Genomic DNA, 25,951 nt, shown 5'->3' on the forward strand with positions numbered 1-25,951 from the left:
CTGAGGAATGACCGCGGAGCGCTTAGCTGTATTCGCTCGCAAGTGGATTCCAAGGCTGGGCTAAGACTGCGGGCCTCAACACAAGTTTCACGAGCAAAGGGGGGGAATTTATTGTTGTCGCGGATGAGTAGCTACATCAGTTTCGGAAGGTTTTACCGATGCACGCCTGCTCGCAGAAGAACGGCGGCAAGATGGCAGGCGTTTCCACTCAGTAGCATCCGCGCTGAACTGCGCACAGCTTCTCTGACGACCGCGAATACAAAGGTTCGCAGCAATGCGGGCCTTTGTTGTTTCCTTGCTGACCGTAAATTTAAAACGGATTACAATCTTTTACAAAGTGCTCAGCCCTGAAGGGACGATGCTGTGACATGCCCTCAAGACAAATAATAATTCAAACCATCTGCGCGTAATCAGGTCGGTATGACGAGGAAATGGGGACCAACAATGGACTCAACACCCGAAACAGCCGTTCGCGCCCAATCACCCTGCATCATCAGCGGCTTTGAGAAATGCAGAAACATTGAGCACGGCGCAGTATTCATTATCGCGTCCGGCAACTCCGCCAAGAACTTCCCGATTGAACAGTTCGCCGACATTCCCATGATCACGGTGAACGGTGCTATCTCAATGTTCATCGGGACTGACATTAAACCTTTCTTCTATACCTGCACCGACACCAGCTTTTCCAAACAACAGCCTGAGCTTTTTTCCTACGCAATGCGCAATAGTCAACGAGTCGCCTTGTGGAGCAGTCATGCCCGGCAAATGGACGTTGACCCGCCGAGTGAGCTTTTTTTGCTGCAAAAAGCACCGAAGCAGACCTTGGTGGAATGGGTGTTCAGTAGAAACAAGGACTTGATTCGTAGTCGTGTTATTTGGGGGAGCCGAAACCGAAGCATTGGCTTCAGCAAAAACCTGGCGCATGGATTTTTTGATGCGCGCACCGTCGCGTATTTGGCGCTACAAATTGCCTACCATGTGGGTTTCACACAGGTATTTTTAGTCGGGGTGGACCTGGATCCATCCGCTGGACGCTTCTACGAAACCAATGAGTCCTCTATTTCCCCGTGCGGGCTCGACCAACATTTCCAGTCAAGAATACTTCCATCGTTAAAACTCATGTCTGAAGAGGTCGTCGGCAGTGAGTTTTCTGTTTACAACCTCTCTACTTCCTCACGAATCCCACCCAGTGTTATTCCCACCGCAACGATCGATGAGATTAAAGCGTTAATCAAAAGCGCTTAAATGCAGCCGCTGGGTTTACGCCCGCCTGTGCACAACCATCCAGACCACAGGCCTGAATGCTCGATGAAGACTCGACCGTCGCAGTGCCGACCGACTCGCTCAGCCAAGTGACGAAGGCTTCAGGTTTGCCGAGCCAAGGGCCGATGTCGATCAGCGTGAACTGGCCTTCCTGCTCCAACACCAGCGTTGGAAAACCCTGGCCGCCGACCTGCGCCAACAGTGCGCGACTTTCTTTAATATGGTTCTGGGTTGCGCTGTTAGCGGCCGCCTCAAACGCTTCATTGAAGCCTTGAGGTTCGAGACCGATCGTCCCGGCGAGTTCCAGCAATACATTTTTATCGGCGATGCGTCGGCCTTCCACGTAATGCGCCGTTTGCAAACGCCCCAACAACTCAAGACCACGCCCCGCCAGTTGCTCGGCAGCAAGAATGGCCGCAATCGGCGGTGCCGAATCGAAGACCGCCGAGTGATCGCGCAGCAAGCCTTCAAAATACGCCTCACCGAACGGCTGTCCGGTGTATTCGGCGATCCGTCGGTCATGGGGCATCACGTAATCGCGCAGCTGTGGCGAAACGCTCTGACGATTATTGCCGGTCATCATGCCGCCGCCATGGGCGATGACTGGCAGAACAGCCTGCGCCGCTTGCACCAGGGGTTTGGCGCCATAGCACCAGCCGCACAGAGGATCGTAGATGTAGTGAAGGGTCGCAACGGACATGGTGGGCTCCAGCAAAAGTCGTGAAAATTCGATGTCGGCAGCCTAATCCTCTGCTCGCCAGTGAAAAACGCTGGAATGACTTTTAGTCTGTTTCGCGAATCGGTCGAATGCTGGCGAAGGGGCAAACCCTAATGTCCAAAAATTAAGGCGCAGGACCTGTGTGAGCGCGGCTTGCCCGCGAAGAACGATGACGCGCAATGCCTGAAAGAACGCAGTGTTCGCTTCGCGGGCAAGTCGGATCGCCGCACCGCCGCTCCCACAGGTTTATTGGTTTCTAAAACACCAAGCAAAAAAAAAGCGCTGCCATCCGGGCAGCGCTTTTACCAATCCTTTGCTTTCTTATCCTTCCATCACATCCCACAACGCTTCCAGTTCTGCCTCGCTGAATAAACCAGCGGGGTAGCGCTCGATCATCGTCCGGCGCGGATCAGTGTCTCTGATCTGACGCGTTCCATTGGACTTCAACCAGTGCGCCAGAACCTGGAGCGATTCGCTATTCATTGCCAAGGGATGTGATGCCCGCTCGCTGACCATGTTCATTTCGGCGTTCATTTCAGCGCTCTCTCCCGGTTCGTGAGCGGCTAACTTATCCAAGGTTTATGACAGAACATCGCAGTTCTACACGTCCGTGAATTACACCCAAACAGATACAAGAGCTGTGCCAATGTGTTCGATTGTTTGAACGCAGGTACAAAAAAGCCCGCAGTCCTGACGGGCTGCGGGCTTGAGGCGAATCTTGCGACTGGATAAATCGCTGATGTCGTCTATAAAGCGACACCAGCTGTTACAACCTCACTCAACCTTTGTGCGGCGCAGGCTGTTGTTGGGTAAGGCAATGGATATTGCCGCCGCCCAGTAACAGTTCCCGGCCAGGCACCATCACCACTTCGTGCTGTGGGAACAGGCTCTGGAGAATCTCCTTGGCCTGGTTATCCAGCGGATCGTCGAAACTCGGCGCAATGATGCCGCCGTTGACGATCAGGAAGTTGACGTAGGAACCCGCCAGGCGTACCGAAGGATTGCGCTCTTGAGTGCCGTCTACTGGATCGACGCCGGCGCACTCTTCTTCGGTCGCGTAGAGCGGCCCCGGAATCGGCATTTTGTGCACCGTAAAGGTGCGCCCTTTGGCGTCGCGGCTACTTTCCAGCACCTTCATCGCCGCCTGGCAACGCGGGTAGTTCGGGTCTTGTGGATCATCAGTCCAGGCCAACAGCACTTCGCCCGGGCGCACGTAGCAACAAAAGTTATCCACATGGCCGTCGGTTTCGTCGTTGTACAAACCGTCCGGCAGCCAGATGATTTTATCCACAGCCAACTGCTCGCTGAGTACCGCTTCGATCTCGGCACGGTTCATGTGCGAGTTACGATTGCGGTTGAGCAGGCATTCTTCCGTGGTGATCAGCGTGCCTTCGCCGTCGACGTGAATCGAACCGCCTTCGAGCACGAAGCCTTCGGTGCAGTAACGCGGGCAGCGCTCGATCTCCAGGATTTTGCCGGCAACCTGCTCGTCACGGTTCCACGGCGAATACAGACCACCGTCGAAACCGCCCCAAGAGTTGAAACCCCAGTCGACACCACGGACTTCACCGATGTTGTTGATGACAAAGGTCGGGCCCGTATCACGGACCCAAGCGTCGTCGCTGGACATCTCTACCAAGCGAATATTCGGCACATCCAGACGTGCGCGAGCGTTTTCGTACTGCGCAGCGGACACCGCCACGGTAACGGGTTCGAAACGCGCGATGGCCTTGGCTACGGCCGCATGTGCGGCCTGCGCCGGCTTGCCACCCAGGCGCCAATTGTCCGGGCGCTCGGGCCAGATCATCCAGGTCTGGGTCTGCGGTGCCCACTCGGCCGGCATGTAAAAGCCATCGGCGCGAGGCGTGCTGTGCAAAGTGGTCATGGCGATCAGGACTCCAGCGAACCGTCGAGGGTCTTGATCGCGCCGTACAGGTTCGGGCGACGGTCACGGAACGAACCCCAGGCACTGCGGGTGTGCTCCAGTTCGTCGAGGTCGAAGCTGTGGACCAACACGCCTTCTTCGGTTTCGTTGAGTTCCTGGACTTTCTCGCCGAACTGGTTAGCGATGAACGACGAGCCGTAGAAGGTGATGTCGTAGCCGTCTTGCTCTTCGTTGCCGATGCGGTTGCTGGCGATCAGCGGCATCAGGTTGGCGCCGGCATGGCCTTGCTGCACGCGCTGCCAGTGGTCGCGGGACGAGATAGTCTTGTCGTGCGGCTCGCTGCCGATGGCGGTCGGGTAGAACAGGATTTCCGCGCCTTGCAACGCCATGCTGCGGGCGCATTCCGGGAACCACTGGTCCCAGCAGATGCCGACACCGATCTTCGCGTAACGGGTGTTCCAGACTTTGAAGCCGGTATCGCCCGGGTTGAAGTAGTACTTTTCGTGGTAGCCAGGGCCATCCGGGATGTGGCTTTTACGATAAGTCCCGAGGTTGCTGCCATCGGCATCAATGATCGCGATGCTGTTGAAGCGTGCACGGCCAGCCAGTTCGAAGAAGCTGATGGGCAGAACAACTTGCAGCTCTTTGGCGACTTTCTGGAAGTGTGCGATGGCGACGTTGGTCTCGACCGGAGTGGCCAACTGCAGGTAATCCGGATTCGGCTTCTGGCAGAAATATGGGCTTTCGAACAATTCCTGGATCAGGATGATCTGCGCGCCCTTGGCAGCGGCCTCACGGACCAGCTTCTCAGCGGTCTCGATGTTGGCTTCAAGGTCCCAGGAACAGGCCATCTGGGTAGCGGCGACAGTAACGATACGGCTCATGAATCATCTCCTGGGCGAGTACAAAGGGTCGATATTGGCATCGACCGATGACAGAAATGGGAACGGCAAGGCGCGGGTTGTCCACGCTTTGGGTTATGGCGACTTTATAGCCGATAAAAATCGGCTTTAAAAGCATTTACATCTCCACCCATCGAAAATATTTCAGTTAAACCCGATAACAATCGAATTTAACGTCGAGTTATCGTTGATCGTTCCCACGCTCTGCGTGGGAATGCAGCCCGTGACGCTCCGCGTCACAAAAGCGGACGCAGAGCGTCCATAGAGGCATTCCCACGCGGGAGCGTGGGAACGATCTTTCGTGCTTGATTCAGCGTTTAAAGCCCCTCATCCAACACTTTCGACAAGGTATCGACAAAGAAATCCACACTTTGCCGCGTGGTGCACATCGGCGGTTTGATCTTGAGGATGTTCAGGTAGTCGCCGGTCGGCTGCATGAAGATTCCCAGTTCGCGCAAGCGATCGCACAGCGCGGTGGTTTCTTCGGTGGCCGGTTCCAGGGTTTCACGGTTGCGGATCAGTTCCACCCCTAGGTAGAACCCGGAGCCGTGGACAGCACCGACCAGCGGATGACGGTCGATCAGCGCTTCAAGGCGTTCCTTGAAATGCCCGCCAACAATCTGCGCGTTTTCCCATAGCTTCTCTTCTTCCATCACGTCCAGCACCGCCATGCCGATCCGGCAACTGACCGGGCTGCCGCCAGCCGACGAGAAGAAGTAACCCTCGGCCTCCAGCGCTTCAGCGATTTCCCGGCGAGTGATCACCGCGCCCAACGGCTGACCGTTGCCCATGCCTTTGGCCATGGTGATGATGTCCGGCACCACGCCCTGCTCTTCGAAACCCCAGAAGAATTTGCCCATCCGGCCATAACCGACCTGCACTTCGTCGGCGATGCACACACCGCCCTGCGCGCGAACCCGTGCGTACACCTGTTGCAAATAGCCCGGCGGCAGCGAAATACCACCGGCATTGCCGTACACCGGCTCGCAGATAAAACCGGCCAGTTGGCGATTCTGCTCGACCAGTTTGGCCAGATTGTGCTCGACGCTGCGCACGTAATCCGGTGCGCTGTCCAGGCCACGGAACTCACCGCGATAGGTGTTCGGCGCGGTTACCGGATGCACCCAGTCCGGACGGGTACTTAGGGCTTTCGGGTTGTCGGCGATCGAGGTGGAAATCGCATCGGTGGCCACCGACCAGCCGTGATAAGCCTCGAGCACGCTGAGCACGTCACGCCCGCCGCTGTAGGCCCAGGCCAGACGGATAGCCAGGTCATTGGCCTCGGTGCCGCTGTTGACCAGGAACACCCGGTCCATGGAGTCCGGCGCCAGCGCCAGCAAACGTTCGGAGAACTCGGCAATCGCCGCGTAGTGGAAACGCGAGTTGGTGTTAAGCAGCGACCACTGCCGGCTGGCCTCAGCGGCCATGCGCGGATGACCGTGACCGAGCACCGCGACATTGTTGAGCATGTCCAGATAGGAGCGGCCCTGCATGTCGATCAAGTGATTGCGCCAGCCACGCTCGATACGCGGCGGGTCGACGTAATAGTGTTTTTGCGAACGGGCGAAACTGGCGTCGCGACGGGCCAGCAGGGTTTTTGGGTCGAGTTCCGGCTCAGCATCGCAAGCAAGCCCCAACAGCGCCGCCGGTGACGGGCACAACGCCTGCCAGGCGGGCGCTTGTGAAGGCGTGCAGAACAACGGAGGGTTGAGTTCCAGACCTCGGCACAACTGCACCCGCAACGCACCGTCGACCTCGCCCAACACCTGGCCTTTGACCAGAGCAGCGCCCGCATGCAGCGAAGGGCTGACACCCCACAGGCGAACGCTCAACTGCGCGCTGTCCAGCCGTAAGGCCCCATCGGCCGCCACGTGCAAAACACCGGCAAACGGTGCCTCCACTGTAGTGCCTCGCGGTACCTGCAATTGCACATGCAACGGGCAGGTGTCCGGCTCAGTGGCACTGTCCGGACGCGTCCTGGACAATCGGTATTGCCCATAACGACTGGCCGCCAAATGATGGGCTGAGGCAGCTTGGGCCAGCAAGCGCTCGTCGATACCCTCCTGCTCCCAGTTGCCAGCCTCGAAATGCGGGCTGAGCACACCGAGATCAATCAGCGCAAACTGACGCCCCACCAGGCCCGGCAGCAACGGTGCAAAGCCTTCGCTGGCAATCGGCGGCAGCGAATGCCCCACCGCAGTGAGGATCGCCGCTTCCATCAGTTCGAACGGCACCGAGGTGGCGACTCGGAAAATTTCCCACTCGTGGGTAAGGTTGTCGCGACTGTACTGATTCTGCGGATCGATGCTGACCTGCTGCTCCCCGCTGAGTACCAGCACCGCCGCACGCGCGACAATCAGCGGCCAGAGCGCCAGTAACTCTTCGTGCTGCAACGGATTGACTGCGTGATAAGCCTGGATCGCCGGAAGAATGCAGAACGGATCACCGTCGGCATGGTGCAGCAGCGCAGCGCACGTCACCGACAGATCGGTAATGCGCCAGGTGCGAATCAGGTCGCCGAAATCGATAACGCCCTGTAACTGCCATTGGCGCTGCTGATCCCGCATCCAGACCACGTTGTCATCGGTGATGTCCATGTGGATCGCCTGTACCGGCAGCTTCGCCACCAGCGGTTGCAAACGGCGTTCAGCGTGCAGCGCGGCGTTGGCAATCAACGCTCGCTGGCGTTCATCGGTGATCACCGGCAAGAGATGGCTGATCAGCGCGTTGGCGTGTCGGGCATCCCATTGCAGCGCGCGTTCCAGTCCTGGGTGCTGGAAGTTGGCGAGGGCCAGGTCCATCTCTCCACAGAGTCGTCCCAAGCCGGCCACCAGCTCATGGCCCAGGTGCTTGAGGTGGGTCAGCGACTGGCCTTCGATGTAATCGAGCAACCGCACGTGCACCGCCTGTCCGGCCACTTCCAGGGAGAGCAGGTCTTCACCGTTGTTTGCCGCAATCACCCGTGGCACGTGCAACTCGGGGTGCGCGTCCAGATGATTGAGGGCCGCGTGCTGGGCCTCAAGCTCAATCCCCGCGTAGTCGCCGCGACAGATTTTCAGGACGAAACAGCCCTGGTCGCTGTCTAGCCGGTAGTTGAGATCCTGCTGGCTGCCCAGCGAGTGCAGTGTTCCGCTCAGGCCGTAATGCGCTTGCAGCAGCTCTAGCGCTTGCTGCGCATTGACCTGCGGACCCGGCAAACTGGCGCGATGAATCAACGTGGCGAGCGACATACAACGACCTCTGTAATTTTTATCAGGCGTCTATATCGCCACTGCGACCGCCGATGCGCAACCCCCTTGATGCAGGCCGGTCATCGGCGACAGATGAGTGTTTAAACGCAACAGCGTTTCAAAGACCTTTCCTACGCAATGCGTCGAGTGGCAGGAATGTTCGGCTTTTATCCCTGCCCATAGGCTGACTTCCTCGGACAGGGAAGCCAGTCACTCATGCCAGAACGCTCATACCCACTGACCTACAAAGATCAACTGCGCCGCCGCATCCTGACGCCGCAGCCGTCGCCAAACCTATATCCGCCCATCGCTGACGTCTTCGAAAAAACGCCCTCTGAGCCTCAGCCCGTAACGCCACTGGGCTGCGTCTTCGCCAAGTCCTGCAAGCTGCCGGACGGCATCATCAACTACGCCAATCCTTCCGGATTCGTCCCGCTGGATTCGTTGAAGGATTACGGAAACTTCGCATTACTGGGCGGGCGAGAGGCCGACAGCTCCGGCGCCGTCCCACTCAAGAAAATCAGTGGCAGTGCATTGCCCTTGGGGTTGGGTGGCCTCGCTCTTGGCGGATCATCGGTCAGCGGTGTCACAGCAGCAGCCGGCGGCACCGTCGCCGCCGGCCTGCTGACCGGTCTGGTCGCCCTGCTCTGGCCCTCCGAACTCGACGACAGCGCTCTCTATAGCGAAGAACAGCTGCGCTCGCTCAAGCGAGCCAATTCCCGGGTGCGCCTGCGCGTCGAGCAACAAGCCGATGGCACGCTCAAGGGCTACGGCTTCTACACCGGCAAAAACGCTGACTGGCAAATGATCGACGTCATCCAGTTCCAGCCTCGCGGCAGCCAACAAGTAGCGGTGTTCGGCGACGGCCTGGAACTGATCTGGACCCCAGCCCTCAACCCCGCCGACACCCTCGGCATCCCGGCCCTCGAAGCCGCACCGCAAGCACCGACCATCTGGGTCTATCCTCCAACCGAGGCCAGCAACGACATATTGGTCAACCCGATCTACCCGCCGGAATATCAGGATTTCATCCTGGTGTTTCCGGCGGATTCGGGGGTTAGGCCGCTTTATGTGGTGGTAAGTGGACAGTGGAAGGGTCGTCAAAACCCTGACCACGATTACTTTTCAGCACCACGAACCAGTGAAATAACCGGTTTCCCTGGCCTGATCGAGCAAAAGAGAAAGACCCCAAGACAGGGTGGAGGTGGATTGCGTGAGCGCTGGAAGGACGCCAAAGGCAGAACACTTTACGAATGGGACTCCAAAAAAGCAGAGTTAGAAGCCTATAGGGAAAGCGACCTTAGCCATCTCGGCGCTTTTGACCCCTACACCGGCGAGCGACGAGGGCCGCCGAAAAAAAATCGACGTATTAATAGATGATATTGAGGGAACCAACATGGGTATAAAAGTAAGGCTGGAGTGGTATGACAAAAGAACTGAAGCATTAAACGCAGATGAGTACTCAATAGATTTTGGCGACGACGACGGCATCCTTCACGCCCTTGGGTTGATGGATGAATTCCAGATATTTGATGGCGGATATAACGTTCTTCCAACGTGGATACCGATCCTTCAGAAATACTTCGAGCATCAGATCGATCCAACTCTTTACGACTACCAAGTATCTTTTCGTTACCGTGACCATTGGTAATTCTCAAGATAGAGAAGTCCTACTCACTCATAGGACCCAAGGGGTTAGAACCCTTGCTAATCAGTTACAACTGATCACGACCAATTTACTCACTTAATAAGCCCTACTTATGCGCCGACTTGAACTCCGAGAAAAAAAGCTTCGTAACATCCCTAGACGGTTAAGAGCGTTGACTCGATGGGCCACAGAGTTTGATGGTTTTTTTCCAGATGAAGAATCTTTGCGTCGTGGCTATTACAACGACAAAATCCCTGTACACGAATCTCTAGTGGAAGGTAAACAAGCCAGCTTGACGATTCGAAGTGAATGCGCCCAACAACTGATCAACGCAGCCCACAACCTGCTCCAAGCCAGACCCAAAGACACCATCAACTGCCGAATAGTCGCCTCAATCTTCACCCCCGACATGTTCTCCAGTGAAATCTGTATTTACACCGACATGAGCCGCTATCGCGGCCACGTATTGCCGTTCGACTACGAATATTTCTGTCAGACCCGCATCACCGACAAAAGCCTCGCCGCAGACTGGGGTTTAACCCTTCCTGCCGGAATGAATGAAGTAGGGTTCCACTTTGTTCATGAGGATGAGGACGGGCAACGGTTTGAATCCGAGCACTGGTACTTTGGCGAGGTCGATGAAGCCGATGATGGCTCCGAGGAAGAGCGCTGGAGATTCAAAACCTTCAAGACTTTTCGCGCAGAAAATCCAACGCTCTTCAGCTAACACAGCAAATCAAAGAATGGTGGTGGCTATTCCGCCCTCTTCGCGGGCAAACCTCGCTCCCACAAGGGCGGCAGAGTACCTGTGGGAGCGGGCTTGCCCGCGAAAGCGTCCTCCCTAACGACCTCAATCCCGGATCATTTCCAAAATCTGACCAACGCCCCTATTGCACCGCCCCTCACCTGCCGACAAGCTACTATCCATTCGCTTTACGCTCGTCTTAGGAAGAAGGCTACCAACATGCGCATTCTCATTACCGGCGGCGCCGGTTTCATTGGTTCGGCCCTGATCCGCCATCTGATTCAGCACACCGAACACGAAGTGCTCAACCTGGACAAGCTGACCTACGCCGGCAATCTGGAGTCGCTGACCAGCATCGCGACCGATACCCGCTATGAGTTCGTGCAGGCCGATATCGTCGATCAAGCCACCGTCAGCGCAGTGCTCGCGCGGTTCCAGCCCCATGCCATCATGCATTTGGCGGCGGAGTCCCATGTCGACCGCTCCATCGACGGCCCGTCGGATTTCATCCAGACCAACATCGTCGGCACTTATAGCCTGCTGGAGGCCGCTCGCGCCTATTGGCAGACGTTGGCCGAGCCCGAGAAAAGCGCCTTCCGTTTTCACCATATCTCCACCGACGAGGTCTACGGCGACCTGCATGGCGTCGATGACCTGTTCACCGAAACCACGCCTTACGCACCGAGTTCTCCGTATTCGGCCAGTAAAGCCGCGTCCGACCACCTGGTTCGCGCCTGGCAGCGCACCTACGGTCTGCCTGTGTTGCTGACTAACTGCTCGAACAACTACGGGCCGTTCCATTTCCCCGAGAAGCTGATTCCACTGGTGATCCTCAACGCGCTGGCCGGGAAACCGCTGCCGGTGTATGGCAACGGTCTACAAGTACGCGACTGGCTGTTCGTCGAAGACCACGCCCGCGCGCTGCTCAAAGTGGTAACCGAAGGTGTGGTTGGCGAGACCTACAACATCGGCGGCCACAACGAGCAGAAGAACATCGACGTAGTGCGCGGCATTTGCAACCTGCTGGAAGAGTTGGCGCCGCAGCGCCCGGCCGGTGTTGCGAAATTTGCCGACCTGATCACCTTCGTCAAGGACCGCCCGGGCCACGACCTGCGGTACGCTATCGATGCCAGTAAGATCGAGCGCGAACTCGGCTGGGTTCCCGAGGAAACCTTTGAAACCGGCCTGCGCAAAACCGTGCAGTGGTATCTGGATAACCTGGAGTGGTGCCAACGGGTCCAGGACGGCAGCTATCAAGGCGAACGCCTGGGCAACAGTGACTTCAAGGATCTAATCGCATGATGAAGGGCGCAAACGTCTACAGGAGGCCGATCTGTTCCCATGAGCGCTCCACTGAGAATTCTCATCAGCGGTCAGCACGGGCAGGTTTCCCGTGAGTTGCAACTGCGCCTCAAAGGGCTCGGTGAGCTGATCGTGCTGGGGCGCGACCAGCTCGATCTGACCCGGCCCGAGCAGATTCGCCAGCAGGTACGCAGCGCCTGCTGCAAGAAAAACCTGAACTGCGCATCTTCGCCGACCAGATCGGCGCACCGACCTGGGCCGGGACTATCGCCAACAGTACCCGCGCGCTGATCGAACGCTGGCAAGCGGGGCAGGCCCGCTCACTGAACTCGCGTCTGGATTGCACTCGCCTGCAACAGCAATGGAGCATCACTCAGCCGGACTGGCACACCGCTTTACGCGAGTGTCTTGCGCAGCAAGGCTAGGCATAATGCGCCTGTACCCACAGGCGCCTGACACCCATGACTCCAACCCTTCCCCGCAGACCTCGCTGGCGCAGCCTGGCGCTGCTCGCCTTGTGTCTGGCGCCGTTGCTGTGGCCGCTGGAGCACCTGGCCGAACGTTACTACGGCAGCGAATTGGTAGGGCAGAACCGACAGACCCTCGATCTGTACGTCGCCAACCTGCTGGGCACGCTGCATCGCTACGAAGTGCTGCCGCAAATCCTCGGTGATCTGCCGGCCCTGCGTGCCGCCCTCGCTGCGCCAGGCCAGAGCGTCAGCCAGGACAACGCCAACCGTCTGCTCAAAAACATCTGCGCCCAGACCGGTGCCGAAGTCATGTACCTGATGGACTCCACCGGCAAAACCCTGGCGGCGTCCAACTGGGACAAGAAAGACAGTTTCGTCGGCCGTAATTTTTCTTTCCGGCCGTATTTCAGCGAAGCCATGGCAGGGCGTCAGGGGCGCTTTTTCGGCTTGGGTACGACATCAGCCAAACGCGGTTATTTCTTTGCTGGCGCCGTACGCGATGGCGAGAAAATCATCGGCGTGCTGGTGGTCAAGGTCGACCTCGATCTCACCGAAAGCCTGTGGGGTAAAACCCCCGAACAATTGCTGGTGACCGACCATAACGGCGTGGTGATTCTCACCTCGCGACCAGAATGGCGCTTTCGCGCGACCCGCCCGCAGACCGACGAAGAGCGCAAGGCGATTAGCGCGGTTCAGCCCTACCCGACCCTTGATCCGCAGCCGCTGGAGCTCAATCCCAACGCCTGGTTGACCCAGACCCGGCAAATCGAGGAAACCGGCTGGAGCGTCAGTATCCTCGCCCCGCGTACCCTGATCGACCGCCCGGTGCGCACCGTGGAGGCTATCGGCGGCGCGACGCTGTTGGTGTTGATGCTGCTGCTCGGCCTGATGATGCAGCGCCGACGCCATTATCTGGACCGCATCGCCTTCGAAGCCAAGGCCCGGCGTGAGCTGGAGATGCGCGTTGTCGAACGCACCAGCGACCTCGAAGGCCTCAACCGTCGCCTCAAACAGGAAGTGCTGGAGCGCGAGCATGCCCAGCAAGAGCTGGTCCGCGCTCAGGATGATCTGGTGCAGGCCGGCAAACTGTCGGCGCTGGGCACCATGTCGGCGAGCATCAGCCATGAACTCAATCAACCGCTGGCGGCGATTCGCAGCTACGCGGAAAACGCCGAAGTGCTGCTTGATCACCAACGCACCGACGACGCTCGTGGCAACCTGAAACTGATCAGCGAACTGACCGAGCGCATGGCCTCGATCATCGCCCACCTGCGGGCCTTTGCCCGCCGCGACCGTCACGCGCCGGAAAGCGTCGCCCTGCAACCAGCACTGGACGACGCGCTGGCCCTGCTGGCCAAGCGCAGGCGCGCCATGGAAGTCGAATTGATCCGCGATCTGCCGGCCGCCACCCTGTGGGTCGAGGCCGGAGAAACCCGCCTGCGCCAGGTGCTCGGCAACCTGCTGGCCAACGCCCTCGACGCGCTGACCGAAAAAGGCCCACCGCGCAAACTCTGGCTGAGTGCCGAATCCACCGCCGAGGGCGTCAATCTGTACATTCGCGACAACGGCCCGGGGTTTTGCATGGAAGCCCTTGGCCGCGCCAGCGAGCCTTTCTACACAACCAAGACCCGTACCCAGGGGCTCGGGCTGGGATTGGCGATCTGCGACACCCTGATGCGCGCCTTCGGTGGTGAACTGTCGTTCGCCAACCACCGCGATGGCGGCGCCCTGCTAACCCTGCGACTGCGCGCCGGTGCGCCAGGAGTCAATCTGCAACCCTCCGAGGACCGTAGCGCATGAGCAACGCAATCGACAACCGCATCCAGGTGGTGTTGATCGACGACGATCCCCATTTGCGTCAGGCCCTGAGCCAGACCCTTGACCTCGCCGGGCTGAAAATCCTGCCGCTGGCTGAGGCAAAAGGCCTGGCCGGGCGTCTTGAACGTGACTGGCCGGGGGTGGTGGTTAGTGACATCCGTATGCCCGGCATGGATGGCCTCGAACTGCTGACCGAGCTGCACGAGCAAGACCCGGAGCTACCGGTGCTGCTGATCACCGGTCACGGCGACGTGCCGCTGGCGGTGCAAGCGATGCGCGCCGGGGCCTATGACTTTTTGGAGAAGCCCTTCGCCAGCGACGCCCTGCTCGACAGCGTACGCCGTGCCCTGGCCTTGCGCCGACTGGTGCTGGACAACCGCAGCCTGCGCCTGGCCCTGAGCGACCGTAACGAACTCAGCACGCGGCTGGTGGGACAGTCCGCGCCGATGCTGCGCTTGCGCGAACAAATCGGCGCTCTGGCAGCGACCAAAGCCGATGTGCTGATCCTCGGCGAGACCGGTGCCGGCAAGGAAGTGGTGGCCCGCGCGCTGCACGACCTTTCGAACCGTCGCAACGGGCCGTTTGTTGCGATCAATGCTGGCGCCCTGGCGGAATCGGTGGTGGAAAGCGAGCTGTTTGGCCACGAACCGGGCGCCTTCACCGGTGCGCAAAAACGTCGCATCGGCAAGTTCGAATTCGCCAACGGTGGCACGCTGTTCCTCGATGAAATAGAAAGCATGAGCCTGGATGTGCAGGTCAAACTGCTGCGCTTGCTGCAAGAACGGGTAGTCGAGCGCCTGGGCGGCAATCAACAGATCCCACTGGATATCCGCATCATCGCCGCGACCAAGGAAGACCTGCGTCAAGCGGCGGATCAGGGCCGCTTTCGCGCTGACTTGTATTACCGCCTGAACGTCGCACCGCTGCGCATCCCACCGCTGCGCGAACGCGGCGAAGATGCGTTGATGCTGTTCCAGCACTACGCCGACGAAGCCAGCGCCCGCCACGGCCTGCCACCCCACGAACTGCAACCGGGGCAACGGGCATTGCTGTTGCGCCATAACTGGCCGGGTAATGTACGCGAACTGCAGAACGCCGCTGAACGCTTTGCCCTCGGACTGGAACTGGCCCTGGACAACAGCACCCCGGATGGCAGCTCCGCACCCATCACCGCAAACATCAGCGGTGGCTTGAGCGAGCAAGTGGAAAACTTCGAGAAAACCTTGATCGCCGCCGAGCTGGCACGCTCCCACAGCTCGCTGCGCAGCCTCGCTGAAGCCCTGGGCATTCCACGCAAAACCCTGCATGACAAACTGCGCAAACACGGTCTGAGCTTTGCCGATGGCGGCACTCACAGCAGCGCCGACGAACTCGATTGAGCCACGCCGACCAATCTTCGAAATAGCATTCTGAAATAAGAGGCCCGTGCATGAACCGCGACAGTCGTCACCTGGAATCAATCCTCCATCACGACATCCCCCTCACGCGGGACATGGGCCTCAAAGTGCTTGGCTGGCAGGCCCATCAGCTGTGTCTGCATCTGCCGCTGGAAGCCAACGTCAATCACAAAAGCACCATGTTTGGCGGCAGCCTGTACTGCGGTGCAGTATTGGCCGGCTGGGGCTGGCTGCATTTGCGATTGCGTGAAGAAGGTATCGAAGACGGGCACATCGTGATTCAGGAGGGGCACATCATCTATCCGTTGCCCGTCACCACCGATGCGGTGGCGATTTGCGATGCGCCGAGTGCGGCAGTATGGAAGAAGTTTCTGGCGGTGTACCAGCGTTACGGACGGGGCCGGCTGACGCTGCATTCACGCATCGTCAATACCGGCAGTGATGAGGATGCAGTGCGGTTTACCGGGCAGTATGTGTTGCACCGGTAGGCCCGAAAAGATCGCAGGCTACGCCAGCTCCTACGCCGACCGCGTCACCTGTAGCTGCCGCAGCCTGCGATCTTTTGATCTTCAGGACCGCGCCAACACCAACAACTTCTCCCGCCACGCGGCGTTGGCCGGCAATGCCAGGAAGAATGTGTTCAGCAGAGATTCGCGCGCCGGATAACTGAATGGCTCGCCGTTCAAATTCAGCACCTCGCCACCCGCCCCTTCCAGCACGCCTTGCGCGGCGGCGGTGTCCCATTGGGATGTCGGCGCCAGGCGTGGATAACAATCGGCAGCCCCTTCCGCCAACAGACAGAACTTCAATGAGCTGCCGATATTCGCCAACTGCAGCTCACCCAGACTGTCACTCAGCCCGGCCAGTAACCGCTCTTGCTCAGGACTCGAATGCCGACGGCTAGCGACTACAGTGAATGCCTCCCCAGCGGCCGGAGTTTCACGCACATGGATTGGCGTGGGTTCGGCGTTTCTGTCCGCACGCCAGGCACCCAGGCCAGCACCGCCGAAATAGCAGCGGCCGTTGGTCGGCATCGATACCACACCGAACACTACGCGACCTTGTTCGATCAGCGCGATGTTGACGGTGAATTCCTCACTGCCGGAAATGAATTCCTTCGTCCCATCCAGCGGATCCACCAGCCACCACCGCTGCCAACCGGCACGCACACTCAGCGGGATGTCGGCGTCTTCTTCCGAGAGCACCGGAATGCTTGGGTCCAACGCCGTCAGGCCCGCAAGGATCAGATGATGGGCCGCCATGTCAGCCGCGGTCACCGGCGAATCGTCGAGTTTAGCGGTGACTGCTACACCGGAGCGCCAGAACGGCAAAATGGCTTCACCGGCCTGAAGTGCCAGTTCGATGACCGGGGCCAATAACGGATGGGGAAAATTCATGGAAGGCACACTCATGGTTGAAACACCCCGCGCTCGGTCAGCAGATCACGGGCCAGGTACAACGCCGCCAAGGCACGACCTTCGGTGAATTGCGGGTTCTGCGCCAAAGCAGACAATTCCCGCAGGTTGACGCGATCCACGCGCATCGGCTCGGGCTCGTCGCCCTCAAGTCGTTCTTCGTAAAGGTCGGTCGCCAAAACCACTTGAATCTTCTGGCTCATGTAACCGGGCGATAACGACAACTCCGTCAGATGCTCAAGCTGACGTGCGCCAAATCCGGCCTCTTCCTTGAGCTCTCGCTCGGCCGCCGCCAACACATCTTCGCCCGGCTCGATCAAGCCCTTGGGCAAAGACAGTTCGTATTCGCCAGTGCCGCCGCAATACTCTTCGATCAATACCGCATGGTCGTCATCAACCATTGCCACGATCATCACTGCACCATAACCGGCACCCTTGCTGACCAATCGCTCATAGGTGCGTTCGACGCCATTGGAAAAGCGCAACTGCAACGCTTCGACGCAGAACAAACGGCTGGTGGCGACGATCTCGCGGGCGAGTATGGTGGGTTTTTGGCGCATGACAGGCTCCTTGGCGATAGCGGGTTACTATACCGTGGCTTTCTTGATTGTTTATGTCGGATATCTTTTTACCGCTGGAGAACCTTTCAATGCCCCTACTGCCCTGGTGCGACATCGATACCGTTCTGCTGGACATGGACGGCACGCTGCTGGACCTGCATTACGACAACCATTTCTGGATGGAGCACCTGCCCCAGCGCTACGCCGAGTTGCATGGCGTAAGCCGGGCCATGGCCGAGCTTGAGTTGCAGCCGCTGTTCGAGCGCAATGCTGGTCAGTTGCAGTGGTATTGCCTGGACTTCTGGAGTGCGGAACTGAAGCTGCCGGTGCGCGAATTGAAACTGGAAACCGCTCATCTAATCGCCCTGCGCCCGGACGCTGATACCTTTCTGGAAGCGATCAAACAGGCCGGCAAGCGTGTGGTGCTGATCACCAACGCCCACCGCGATTCGCTGTCATTGAAGCTGGAGAAAGTCGAACTGGCGCCGTATTTCGAGCGTTTGATCAGCTCCCACGATTACGGCTTCGCCAAGGAAAATCCGCAATTCTGGGATGCCTTGCAAGCCGATATCGGCTTCGACCCGGCCCGTAGTCTGTTTATCGACGATACCTTGCCGATCCTGCGTAGCGCCCGCGACTTCGGGGTTGCTCATCTGCTGGCAGTCAGCCAGCCGGACAGTCGAAAAGAACCGAAAGACACCGCCGAGTTTGCGGCAGTGGGGGATTATCGGGAGTTGATTGAAGGGCTCTGACGTAGGGCCTCACGTTATTTGGGAATACGCAGCGACTGCCCCGGGTAAATTCTGTTCACATCCTTGAGCAGCGGCTTGTTGGCCTCAAAGATCTTTTGATACTTGTTGGCGTCGCCATACTCAATTTTGGCAATCGCACTGAGGGTGTCGCCCTTCTTCACGACGACGAAACGCGCCGCGCGTTAGAATCCCCAGCCTGACAGCGCCCTGGAGCGAAGATGGACATTAAACAGCTGAAATTTCTCATCGCTCTCGACGAAACCCGTCACTTCGGTCAGGCCGCTGCGCGCTGTCACATCACCCAGCCGACCTTGTCCATGCGCCTGCGCAGTCTCGAAGAAGAGCTCGAGCTGCAGTTGGTCAATCGCGGTCAGCGTTTCGAAAGTTTTACCGCCCCTGGCGAGCGTGTGCTGGCCTGGGCTCGCACCGTGCTGGCGGCCTACGACGGTCTGCAAGCCGAGGCTGCAGCCTGTCGCGGCAACCTGGTCGGGACCTTGCGTCTGGGCGTGGTGCCGCTCTCGAGCTTCGACCCACTGCCGCTGATGCAACGCCTGCACAAAGAACACCCAAGCTTGCGCTTCGAACTCTCGGCACTGAGTTCCGAAGAGATTCTTGAGCAACTGGCGAGCAATCGCCTCGACCTCGGCGTTTCGTACCTGGAACGTCTGGACAACGAACGCTTCGACTCGCTGGCGTTTAGCGAAACCCGCATGGGTCTGCTCTACGACCATCGCTTCTTCAGCTTCGGCGAAAAACCCTTGAGCTGGGAGGCGCTGATCGAGCTGCCGCTGGGTATGCTCACCAGCGGCATGCACTTTCGCCAATCCATCGACCACAACTTCCACAGCCGTGGCCTCAACCCGCAACCACTGCTGCAAACCGACGCGGTCCATCAGCTTGTGCAAATGGTTCACGGCGGCTTGTGCTGTGCTGTGATGCCTCTGGAAGGAGGCCTTGAAACGATGACCGACGACCTGCGCCTGCAACCGATTGAAAACGCCCGAACCCTCGCCCGCCTAGGCCTTATCATGCGCCGCAGTGCGCCACGCTCAGCCTTGGCCGAGGTCTGTTTTGCGCTGTATCAGAAATCGCTGGCAGAGTCTTGATCGACACCATCTATCGGCAGATCAGTATTAGCGATTAGACGCGACACTTTGACGCGCTTAGTCTTATCAGTAGTCAATACGACCTGAAACTGCCGGTAATACTCATGAACGCCAAGCGCCCGACCCGCGCGGCGCCTGCCCTTGAAACGCCCGCGCCCGCCGCCAGTCAAAACTACCGCTACTGCAACCTTGAGCAAACCGAATCGGCCAGCACAGCGCTCGCTGAGGAAGTTGCATTGGCGATTGCCTACAACGGCATCAGCCAGGCGGTGATGCTGGTCACCCCGAGCGACCTTGAAGACTTCATCGTCGGCTTTAGCCTGGGCAGCGGCATCATTACCGACGTCGCCGAGATCTACGACCTGCAACTCAGCGGATCCGGCTCGGCGCAGTACGCGCAAGTGCAGATCGCCAGCCGCGCGTTCTGGAACCTCAAACAGCAACGCCGCCAACTGGCCGGCACCAGCGGTTGCGGGCTCTGCGGCGTAGAAGCGGTTGAACAGGCATTGCCCGAACTGAACGTATTGCCCGGCGCGCCTTTGCCGCCGGCCGAGTGGCTCGACGGGTTGCGTGAGCGCATCAGTGCTTTCCAGCCATTGGGTCAGTACAGCGGCGCGGTGCATGCGGCGGTGTTTATGAACAACCAGGGTGAATTGCTGTTGGGCCGCGAAGACATTGGTCGGCACAACGCCCTCGACAAGCTGATCGGCGCGCTGATCAGGCAAAACATCCCCACTGCGGGCGGCCTGGCCATTGTCACCAGCCGTTGCAGTCTGGAATTGATCCAGAAGGTCTTGCGCGCAGGCATCCAGACCCTCGTCAGCCTGTCGTCGCCCACCGGCCTGGCGCTGCAATGGGCGCGCCGGCACAACCTCAATCTCATTCACCTGCCGCAAAAAAGTGCGCCGCGGGTCTATAGCCCTGCGATGGAGAATCAAGCGTGAGCCCTCAGCATCAAGCCGACCAAAAGCCAACCCCGCGCTACAAGCGCTACAAGCCCTACAAAGGCGCGGCCGGCGGTTGGGGCGCACTGATCAGCGTCGCTCAAGCCTGGTTGACCAGCGACAACGCACTGAAAAACATCCGCATGATGCTCAAGACCAACCAGAACGGCGGCTTTGACTGCCCAGGTTGCGCTTGGGGCGACTCGCCGGAAAGCGGCATGGTCAAGTTCTGCGAAAACGGTGCCAAAGCGGTCAACTGGGAAGCCACCAAGCGCCGTGTCGACGGCGCCTTCTTCGCCAAGCACAGCGTCAGCTCGCTGCTGGAACAGAGCGACTACTGGCTCGAATACCAGGGCCGTCTGACCGAGCCAATGAGCTACGACGCTGAAACCGACCGCTACACCCCCATCAGCTGGGAAGCGGCGTTCGCGCTGATCGGCAAACACCTGCTTAACCTCAACAGCCCCAATCAGGCCGAGTTCTACACCTCCGGGCGGGCCAGCAACGAAGCGGCGTACCTCTATCAGCTGTTCGTGCGCGCCTTTGGTACCAACAACTTCCCCGACTGCTCGAACATGTGCCATGAGGCCAGTGGTGTGGCCATGGCGCAAAGCGTCGGTGTGGGCAAAGGCACGGTGACCTTCGACGATTTCGAACACGCCGATGCGATTTTTGTTTTGGGGCAGAACCCTGGCACCAACCACCCGCGGATGCTCGAACCCCTGCGCGAAGCCGTAAAACGCGGCGCTCAAGTGGTGTGCGTCAACCCACTCAAAGAGCGCGGGCTGGAACGCTTCCAACACCCGCAACACCCTATAGAGATGCTCACCAACGGTGACCGGCCGACCAACACCGCCTATTTCCGACCCGCACTGGGTGGCGACATGGCGTTGCTGCGAGGCATGGCCAAGTTCCTGCTTCAATGGGAGCGCGAAGCGCAACTGACGTATGAGCCGGCGGTGTTTGACCACGACTTCCTCAACGAACACACCGATGGTGTGCTCGATTACCTGGCCGCCGTCGACGAAACCCCATGGGAACAGATCGTCGAGCAGTCCGGGCTACCCCTGAGCGATATCGAACAAGCAGCACGCATGTATGCCAAGGCGAAGAACGTGATCATGTGCTGGGCGATGGGCATCACCCAGCATCGCCATTCTGTACCGACCATCCAGGAAATCGCCAACCTGATGCTGCTGCGCGGCAACCTCGGCCGGCCGGGTGCAGGCCTGTGTCCGGTGCGTGGCCACAGTAATGTGCAGGGCGACCGCACCATGGGCATCAACGAGCGCCCACCGGCGTTCTTCCTTGATGCACTGGAACAGCGCTTCCAGTTCAAAGTACCGCGCGAAAACGGTCACAACGTCGTCGAGGCCATCCACGCGATGCTCGACGGACGCTCGAAAGTCTTTATCGGCCTGGGCGGCAACTTCGCCCAAGCCACCCCGGACAGCCCGCGGACTTTCCAGGCGCTGAGCAACTGTGACCTCACCGTGCAAATCAGCACCAAGCTCAACCGCAGCCATCTGGCCCACGGTAAAGAAGCGTTGATCCTGCCGTGCCTGGGCCGTACCGACATCGACGTGCAAACCGAAGGCCCGCAAGCGGTGACCGTGGAAGACTCGTTCAGCATGGTCCACGCCTCTAACGGCCAGTTGCAGCCACTGTCGAAACAGATGCGTTCAGAGCCGTCAGTCATTGCCGGCATCGCCGCCGCGACATTGGGCACACACCCGGTGGACTGGAACTGGATGGTGGCCGACTACCGCCGCATCCGCGACCTGATCGCCGACACCATTCCTGGCTTCGATGACTTCAACCAGCGGCTGGAGCATCCGGGGGGGTTCTACCTGGGTAACGCTGCCGGTGCACGGCGCTGGGACACCCCGTCAGGCCGCGCAAACTTTCGCGCGAACATCCTGCCGCTCGATCTGGTGCACGAGCGCACCCGCGCCACTGGCGTGCTGCCAGACCTGATCATGCAATCGATGCGTTCCCACGATCAGTACAACACCACCATTTATGGCCTCGATGACCGTTATCGCGGCGTGAAGGGTCAGCGTGATGTGCTGTTCGTCAACGAAGCCGACATCATTCGCCTGGGCTTCAAGCCAGGGCAGAAGGCTGACATCGTGTCGATCTGGGACGATGGTCGCGAACGTCGGGTCAAAGGCTTCACCTTGCTGGCATTCGATATCCCGGCCGGACAAGCTGCCGCTTACTACCCTGAAGTGAATCCTCTGGTGCCGCTGGAAAGCACTGGGGACGGTAGCCATACGCCGACCTCGAAGTTCGTCGCGATCCGGTTGGAAGCAGCGAGTGACAACGGGTTGATTATGGCGAAGTCGGCGTAAAGCAAGATCGCGTCGCCGCTGATCAAAACTTTCCAAACGCCCACAAAAAAGGCCGCTTTCCCATGAAAGCGGCCTTTTACCAGTAGCAAAAGACCGGCGAAAAACACTTAAGTTCCGCCCAAAAAACAGTAACTTATAGAATTGTGCACAAGTCGTGTTACTCGTCGGATTTCGATTGTAAGCATATCTACACAGCCTCAGGATCGCGCCGTCATCCCCTTGAGGTTCCTCTAATGAAGTACTCCTCGATTCTCTTGTTGTCCCTTAGCCTCGTCAGCGGCATTGCTTCTGCCGGCGGCACCGCCGAAGCAGGCGTGGGCGGCGCATTGGGCGGGGTTCTAGGCTCGGTCGTCGGTCAGTCGTTAGGCGGCAGCACCGGTTCTACCATTGGCGCAGCCCTGGGCGGCGCAGGCGGTAGTGCGGTCGGTGCGGACAGGCACAGCCGTGGCCAAGCGGCCATTGGCGGTGCACTGGGTGCCGCAGGCGGCAACGTGGTTGGTCGCAGCATGGGCGGCACCTCCGGCAGCCTGATCGGCTCAGCAGCCGGCGGCGGCTTGGGCGGTGCGCTGGGTAACCATATGGGCAACAGCAGCTATGACGACGACCGTGGCCGCGACGGGCGCGGGCGCGGTGATCGCCGCTACTACCGTGATGACGATGACCACGACCGCGGCCATCACTATGGGCATCGCAAGCATCACCGGCACTGGCGCGACTAGCTAGCAGCAGCGCGCTCCCGTAGCCGCTGCCGAAGACTGCGATCGTTCGGCTAACGGTCACAGTCTTAAGACTTGAATCCCCTGCAGGCTTTATCGCAGCCTGCAGAAGCGGCTAAAGAGAGATCATCTTTATAGTCACGGGCCTCACACCAACAACCGCTCCAACGCCCCGCGTAATTCGGCAGGAATCGCCACCGGCTGATTCGAGGCCCGATCCACAAACACATGCACGAACCGCCCCGCCGCACAGGCGTCTTCTTCCCCCGCCTTAAACACTGCCAATTCGTACTGCACCGAACTGTTGCCCAGTTTGCCCACCCGCAAGCCGATCTCAATGCGCTCGGGGAAAGCAATCGAGGCGAAGTAATCGCAGGCCGAACTCACCACAAAACCCACCACCTCGCCGTCATGAATATCCAGTCCACCGACTTCGATCAGGTAGGTGTTCACCGCCGTGTCGAAAAAACTGTAGTAGGTGACGTTGTTCACATGGCCGTAGACATCGTTGTCGTGCCACCGGGTGGTGATCGGCTGGAAGTGACAGTAATCAGCGCGAAGCGGCATGCGGTCGGTCATTGAGTGATCTCTAAGAGAATGAGCAAGCAGTGTAATGCTGTAATCGCTGCAGTCAGGCGCGACTGCAATTCATTCGCGGACAAACCCGTGAAGCCTTGGCTTAAAGATTCGCCTCAGCCCACTCCCTCACCTCGGCATACGGGTAATCCTCCAACGCCGCAAACCCCGGAATCCCCCGGGCCTTGAGCTTGGTGAACAGCGGCACGCTGATTCCGCACAAAAACCGTGTAAGCCGCTCCGCGCCCGGCAGGCTGCCGCTGTACTGCTCATGCCTGTGGATAAAGTCGCCGCACAGTGCCTGAAAATTTTTATTCACAAGTGCCGGCAAAACCGGAGGCTCAGGCAAACGGGCGACCTGGCCATGGCACACCGAACAATGCCCGCACTGCTGCGGCGCGTTTTCATCGCCAAAGTACTGCGCCAGTCGATAGCCGAGGCAATGCTCGGTGGCGAACAAATCCAGCATCGCGTGGATTCGTGCGATCTCGGTGCGTTCATGCTGTGTGAAATACCCATGTAATTCGGCGCTCAGTGTCTGCGCATCGAAATCCGTCATCAGCAGGCTGTAGACCTCGGTCATCTGCTTGCTCTCAAGCTCGACCCAGCCCTTCTCCTGGAAATAATCCAGCGCCTTCACCACGCGGTTTCGTTCGGCTTGATGCTGTAGATAAAGCGCGTCGAAATTCACCGTGGCCCAGGTTCGGGCGCGGCTGGAGGTCTGGATAATCGCCGAGACAAAGTCCCGCCGCTCGCCCTCGAAACGCGCCAGCAAGGCTTCGGGCTCGACCAAAAACTTGAAGCGGTATTCGGCAAAATAGGCATAACGCGGTGCGATCAAGCCACGCAGTTCCAGCTGCACCAATAAGGTCTTGAGCGGCAACTGGCGAATATTGCTCTGATCCGCCAACGGCCCTAGAAGAAACTCCCACTGCCCATCCGGGCTGGCCGCTTGCAGTTCGTCCAACACACAGCGAATGCCGTCCAGCTCCGGCGTGTCGCCGTATACGAAATTTTCCAGCACATTCAGGCTGTCGCGGTTGGCCAGCACCAGGCAGTCGGACGGCTGCCCATCACGCCCGGCGCGGCCGATTTCCTGGCTGTAGTTTTCGATGGATTTCGGCAAATCGAAATGCACCACATTGCGGATGTCGCTCTTGTCGATCCCCATGCCAAACGCGATGGTGGCGACGATGCAATTGGACTGTCCGCCCATGAACCGCCGCTGAATCGCTTCGCGTTGCTCATGGGGCAAACCGGCGTGATAAGCCTCAGCCTGAATGCCGTGCTGACTCAAATGCTGAGCAATCTGTTCGGCAGTTTTCTGCAAGGTGACGTAGACGATGCTCGGCTGCCCGGCGCGCTGCCCCATCCACTCCACCAAACGCCGACGCTTGTCCTGGCCGCGTACTGGCTCCACCAGCAAATTGAGGTTGGGTCGATAGAAACCGGTGGTCACCACATCATCCGGTGCAATAGCGAATTTCGCCTGCATATCGGCGATCACCTTCGGCGTCGCAGTGGCGGTCAGCAGCAACGCCAAGGGAATGTTGAACTGGCGCTGATAGGCCGGTAGTTTCAAATAGTCCGGACGGAAGTTATGCCCCCACTCCGAAATACAGTGCGCCTCATCCACCACCAGCAACGAAATCGGCACCTGCTGCAAAAAGTTACGGAAGCGCTCGTTCTTCAGGCGCTCCACAGAGATCATCAAAATCTTCAATTCGCCGGAGCGGGCGCGCGCCATCACCTCATTGGCGTCATCGCGGCTCTGTGCCGAATCGATGCTCGCCGCCGCAATGCCATGACGCTGCAAGAACCCCAACTGGTCCTGCATCAACGCCAGCAACGGCGACACCACCAACGTCAGGTGCGGCAGCAACAATGCTGACAATTGATAACACAACGATTTGCCGGACCCTGTGGGGAAAATCGCCGCCGCTGACCGCCCGGCCAACACCGCACTGACCGCCGCCTCCTGGCCGGGTCGAAACTGTGGATAACCAAAGACCTGTTCAAGGGTGTTGTGCATAAGCTGTCACTCCGTTGACCGCTGAGATGCCTGAAGCCTAGCCGGCATATTCAGCGGTTCGAGAAAAGGTCGGGCGCAAAAAGGATACGCGATGATACAGGCTGAACCGCGAGGCCCA

At 59.0% G+C, this 25,951-nt stretch carries 22 protein-coding genes and 2 pseudogenes; 14 read left to right on the forward strand and 10 right to left on the reverse strand.

Annotation, left to right across the window (positions count from 1 at the left end; genetic code table 11):
• Positions 1-444 precede the first annotated feature (444 nt).
• Positions 445-1,245: a lipopolysaccharide biosynthesis protein gene (locus tag ACN1C3_RS00405; RefSeq protein ID WP_419113813.1), complete on the forward strand. Its 801-nt coding sequence runs from the start codon at positions 445-447 to the stop codon at positions 1,243-1,245.
• Here ACN1C3_RS00405 and ACN1C3_RS00410 read toward each other — a convergent pair.
• The 5 genes from ACN1C3_RS00410 to ACN1C3_RS00430 form a co-directional block, all read right to left on the reverse strand.
• Positions 1,232-1,963: a DsbA family protein gene (locus ACN1C3_RS00410; RefSeq protein ID WP_419113814.1), complete on the reverse strand. Its 732-nt coding sequence runs from the start codon at positions 1,961-1,963 to the stop codon at positions 1,232-1,234. The genes ACN1C3_RS00405 and ACN1C3_RS00410 overlap by 14 nt on opposite strands.
• Positions 1,964-2,302: 339 nt before the next feature.
• Positions 2,303-2,515, reverse strand: a complete 213-nt coding sequence (locus ACN1C3_RS00415; protein ID WP_419113815.1) for a hypothetical protein — start codon at positions 2,513-2,515, stop codon at positions 2,303-2,305.
• A 244-nt stretch (positions 2,516-2,759) separates the two neighbouring features.
• Positions 2,760-3,866 (reverse strand): agmatine deiminase, encoded by a 1,107-nt coding sequence (aguA, locus tag ACN1C3_RS00420; RefSeq protein ID WP_419113817.1) that lies wholly within the window; start codon positions 3,864-3,866, stop codon positions 2,760-2,762.
• A gap of 5 nt (positions 3,867-3,871) precedes the next feature.
• Positions 3,872-4,750 carry an N-carbamoylputrescine amidase gene (aguB, locus tag ACN1C3_RS00425; RefSeq protein WP_419113818.1) on the reverse strand — a complete coding sequence of 293 codons (879 nt, stop codon included), beginning with the start codon at positions 4,748-4,750 and terminating at the stop codon, positions 3,872-3,874.
• Between the two features lie 335 nt (positions 4,751-5,085).
• Positions 5,086-7,998 (reverse strand): aminotransferase, encoded by a 2,913-nt coding sequence (locus ACN1C3_RS00430; protein ID WP_419113819.1) that lies wholly within the window; start codon positions 7,996-7,998, stop codon positions 5,086-5,088.
• Between the two features lie 216 nt (positions 7,999-8,214).
• On the opposite strand from ACN1C3_RS00430, the gene ACN1C3_RS00435 reads away from it, so the two are divergent.
• The 8 genes and pseudogenes from ACN1C3_RS00435 to ACN1C3_RS00470 all read left to right on the forward strand — a co-directional run bounded on the left by ACN1C3_RS00435 (position 8,215) and on the right by ACN1C3_RS00470 (position 15,866).
• Positions 8,215-9,378, forward strand: coding sequence for an S-type pyocin domain-containing protein (locus ACN1C3_RS00435; RefSeq protein ID WP_419113820.1), 1,164 nt, complete (start codon positions 8,215-8,217; stop codon positions 9,376-9,378).
• Between the two features lie 16 nt (positions 9,379-9,394).
• A complete protein-coding gene (locus ACN1C3_RS00440) occupies positions 9,395-9,649 on the forward strand; it encodes a colicin E3-like toxin immunity protein (RefSeq protein WP_419113821.1) in 255 nt (84 codons plus the stop codon).
• Positions 9,650-9,758: 109 nt separating this feature from the next.
• Positions 9,759-10,373, forward strand: coding sequence for a DUF3916 domain-containing protein (locus ACN1C3_RS00445; protein ID WP_419113822.1), 615 nt, complete (start codon positions 9,759-9,761; stop codon positions 10,371-10,373).
• A 237-nt stretch (positions 10,374-10,610) separates the two neighbouring features.
• Positions 10,611-11,693 carry a dTDP-glucose 4,6-dehydratase gene (rfbB, locus tag ACN1C3_RS00450; RefSeq protein ID WP_419113823.1) on the forward strand — a complete coding sequence of 361 codons (1,083 nt, stop codon included), beginning with the start codon at positions 10,611-10,613 and terminating at the stop codon, positions 11,691-11,693.
• 39 nt (positions 11,694-11,732) lie between these two features.
• A pseudogene (locus tag ACN1C3_RS00455) lies at positions 11,733-12,118 on the forward strand (sugar nucleotide-binding protein).
• A 36-nt stretch (positions 12,119-12,154) separates the two neighbouring features.
• Complete coding sequence (locus tag ACN1C3_RS00460) at positions 12,155-13,963, forward strand: sensor histidine kinase (protein WP_419113824.1); 1,809 nt, start codon at positions 12,155-12,157, stop codon at positions 13,961-13,963.
• Positions 13,960-15,360 (forward strand): sigma-54-dependent transcriptional regulator, encoded by a 1,401-nt coding sequence (locus tag ACN1C3_RS00465; RefSeq protein ID WP_419113825.1) that lies wholly within the window; start codon positions 13,960-13,962, stop codon positions 15,358-15,360. Before ACN1C3_RS00460 ends, ACN1C3_RS00465 begins: the two co-directional genes overlap by 4 nt.
• Before the next feature lie 50 nt (positions 15,361-15,410).
• A complete protein-coding gene (locus ACN1C3_RS00470; RefSeq protein ID WP_419113826.1) occupies positions 15,411-15,866 on the forward strand; it encodes a thioesterase domain-containing protein in 456 nt (151 codons plus the stop codon).
• Between the two features lie 81 nt (positions 15,867-15,947).
• Here the strand turns inward: ACN1C3_RS00470 and cysQ are convergent, their stop codons facing one another.
• Positions 15,948-16,775, reverse strand: a complete 828-nt coding sequence (gene cysQ, locus ACN1C3_RS00475; protein WP_419114217.1) for a 3'(2'),5'-bisphosphate nucleotidase CysQ — start codon at positions 16,773-16,775, stop codon at positions 15,948-15,950.
• Between the two features lie 11 nt (positions 16,776-16,786).
• Positions 16,787-17,353 carry an ADP compounds hydrolase NudE gene (nudE, locus tag ACN1C3_RS00480; protein WP_419113827.1) on the reverse strand — a complete coding sequence of 189 codons (567 nt, stop codon included), beginning with the start codon at positions 17,351-17,353 and terminating at the stop codon, positions 16,787-16,789.
• An 89-nt stretch (positions 17,354-17,442) separates the two neighbouring features.
• Between nudE and yrfG the strand changes: the two genes are divergently transcribed.
• A complete protein-coding gene (gene yrfG / locus ACN1C3_RS00485; protein ID WP_419113828.1) occupies positions 17,443-18,105 on the forward strand; it encodes a GMP/IMP nucleotidase in 663 nt (220 codons plus the stop codon).
• 14 nt (positions 18,106-18,119) lie between these two features.
• On the opposite strand, the pseudogene ACN1C3_RS00490 reads toward yrfG, so the two are convergent.
• Positions 18,120-18,281 (reverse strand): annotated as a pseudogene (locus tag ACN1C3_RS00490) (LysM peptidoglycan-binding domain-containing protein); the annotation flags it as partial.
• Between the two features lie 42 nt (positions 18,282-18,323).
• Here ACN1C3_RS00490 and ACN1C3_RS00495 point away from each other — a divergent pair.
• The 4 genes from ACN1C3_RS00495 (at position 18,324) to ACN1C3_RS00510 (ending at position 23,228) form a co-directional block, all read left to right on the forward strand.
• Complete coding sequence (locus ACN1C3_RS00495) at positions 18,324-19,211, forward strand: LysR family transcriptional regulator (protein WP_419113829.1); 888 nt, start codon at positions 18,324-18,326, stop codon at positions 19,209-19,211.
• Positions 19,212-19,315: 104 nt separating this feature from the next.
• The gene (gene fdhD / locus ACN1C3_RS00500; protein ID WP_419113830.1) at positions 19,316-20,155 is read left to right on the forward strand and encodes a formate dehydrogenase accessory sulfurtransferase FdhD; all 840 of its coding nucleotides are present in this window, start codon (positions 19,316-19,318) and stop codon (positions 20,153-20,155) included.
• Entirely contained in the window at positions 20,152-22,509 is a 2,358-nt protein-coding gene (locus ACN1C3_RS00505; RefSeq protein ID WP_419113831.1) for an FdhF/YdeP family oxidoreductase, read from the forward strand. Before fdhD ends, ACN1C3_RS00505 begins: the two co-directional genes overlap by 4 nt.
• Positions 22,510-22,742: 233 nt before the next feature.
• On the forward strand, positions 22,743-23,228 hold the full coding sequence (locus ACN1C3_RS00510; protein WP_419113832.1) for a glycine zipper domain-containing protein: 486 nt from the start codon (positions 22,743-22,745) through the stop codon (positions 23,226-23,228).
• 144 nt (positions 23,229-23,372) lie between these two features.
• Here the strand turns inward: ACN1C3_RS00510 and ACN1C3_RS00515 are convergent, their stop codons facing one another.
• Both ACN1C3_RS00515 and ACN1C3_RS00520 read right to left on the reverse strand, forming a co-directional pair.
• Positions 23,373-23,804 carry an acyl-CoA thioesterase gene (locus ACN1C3_RS00515; protein ID WP_419113833.1) on the reverse strand — a complete coding sequence of 144 codons (432 nt, stop codon included), beginning with the start codon at positions 23,802-23,804 and terminating at the stop codon, positions 23,373-23,375.
• Positions 23,805-23,904: 100 nt separating this feature from the next.
• Complete coding sequence (locus tag ACN1C3_RS00520; RefSeq protein ID WP_419113834.1) at positions 23,905-25,833, reverse strand: RecQ family ATP-dependent DNA helicase; 1,929 nt, start codon at positions 25,831-25,833, stop codon at positions 23,905-23,907.
• Between the last annotated feature and the right edge of the window lie 118 nt (positions 25,834-25,951).

The organism is Pseudomonas sp. H11T01, from assembly GCF_048515765.1.
Classification (GTDB): Bacteria; Pseudomonadota; Gammaproteobacteria; order Pseudomonadales; family Pseudomonadaceae; genus Aquipseudomonas.

Coding starts and splice junctions, on each gene's coding strand:
- ACN1C3_RS00470 (WP_419113826.1), top strand. CDS start 15,411: ATGAACCGCGACAGTCGTCACCTGGAATCAATCCTCCATCACGACATC.
- aguB (WP_419113818.1), bottom strand. CDS start 4,750: ATGAGCCGTATCGTTACTGTCGCCGCTACCCAGATGGCCTGTTCCTGG.
- ACN1C3_RS00460 (WP_419113824.1), top strand. CDS start 12,155: ATGACTCCAACCCTTCCCCGCAGACCTCGCTGGCGCAGCCTGGCGCTG.
- ACN1C3_RS00440 (WP_419113821.1), top strand. CDS start 9,395: ATGGGTATAAAAGTAAGGCTGGAGTGGTATGACAAAAGAACTGAAGCA.
- cysQ (WP_419114217.1), bottom strand. CDS start 16,775: ATGAATTTTCCCCATCCGTTATTGGCCCCGGTCATCGAACTGGCACTT.
- fdhD (WP_419113830.1), top strand. CDS start 19,316: ATGAACGCCAAGCGCCCGACCCGCGCGGCGCCTGCCCTTGAAACGCCC.
- yrfG (WP_419113828.1), top strand. CDS start 17,443: ATGCCCCTACTGCCCTGGTGCGACATCGATACCGTTCTGCTGGACATG.
- nudE (WP_419113827.1), bottom strand. CDS start 17,353: ATGCGCCAAAAACCCACCATACTCGCCCGCGAGATCGTCGCCACCAGC.
- ACN1C3_RS00515 (WP_419113833.1), bottom strand. CDS start 23,804: ATGACCGACCGCATGCCGCTTCGCGCTGATTACTGTCACTTCCAGCCG.
- ACN1C3_RS00495 (WP_419113829.1), top strand. CDS start 18,324: ATGGACATTAAACAGCTGAAATTTCTCATCGCTCTCGACGAAACCCGT.
- ACN1C3_RS00510 (WP_419113832.1), top strand. CDS start 22,743: ATGAAGTACTCCTCGATTCTCTTGTTGTCCCTTAGCCTCGTCAGCGGC.
- rfbB (WP_419113823.1), top strand. CDS start 10,611: ATGCGCATTCTCATTACCGGCGGCGCCGGTTTCATTGGTTCGGCCCTG.
- aguA (WP_419113817.1), bottom strand. CDS start 3,866: ATGACCACTTTGCACAGCACGCCTCGCGCCGATGGCTTTTACATGCCG.
- ACN1C3_RS00410 (WP_419113814.1), bottom strand. CDS start 1,963: ATGTCCGTTGCGACCCTTCACTACATCTACGATCCTCTGTGCGGCTGG.
- ACN1C3_RS00415 (WP_419113815.1), bottom strand. CDS start 2,515: ATGAACGCCGAAATGAACATGGTCAGCGAGCGGGCATCACATCCCTTG.
- ACN1C3_RS00520 (WP_419113834.1), bottom strand. CDS start 25,833: ATGCACAACACCCTTGAACAGGTCTTTGGTTATCCACAGTTTCGACCC.
- ACN1C3_RS00465 (WP_419113825.1), top strand. CDS start 13,960: ATGAGCAACGCAATCGACAACCGCATCCAGGTGGTGTTGATCGACGAC.
- ACN1C3_RS00405 (WP_419113813.1), top strand. CDS start 445: ATGGACTCAACACCCGAAACAGCCGTTCGCGCCCAATCACCCTGCATC.
- ACN1C3_RS00430 (WP_419113819.1), bottom strand. CDS start 7,998: ATGTCGCTCGCCACGTTGATTCATCGCGCCAGTTTGCCGGGTCCGCAG.
- ACN1C3_RS00435 (WP_419113820.1), top strand. CDS start 8,215: ATGCCAGAACGCTCATACCCACTGACCTACAAAGATCAACTGCGCCGC.
- ACN1C3_RS00445 (WP_419113822.1), top strand. CDS start 9,759: ATGCGCCGACTTGAACTCCGAGAAAAAAAGCTTCGTAACATCCCTAGA.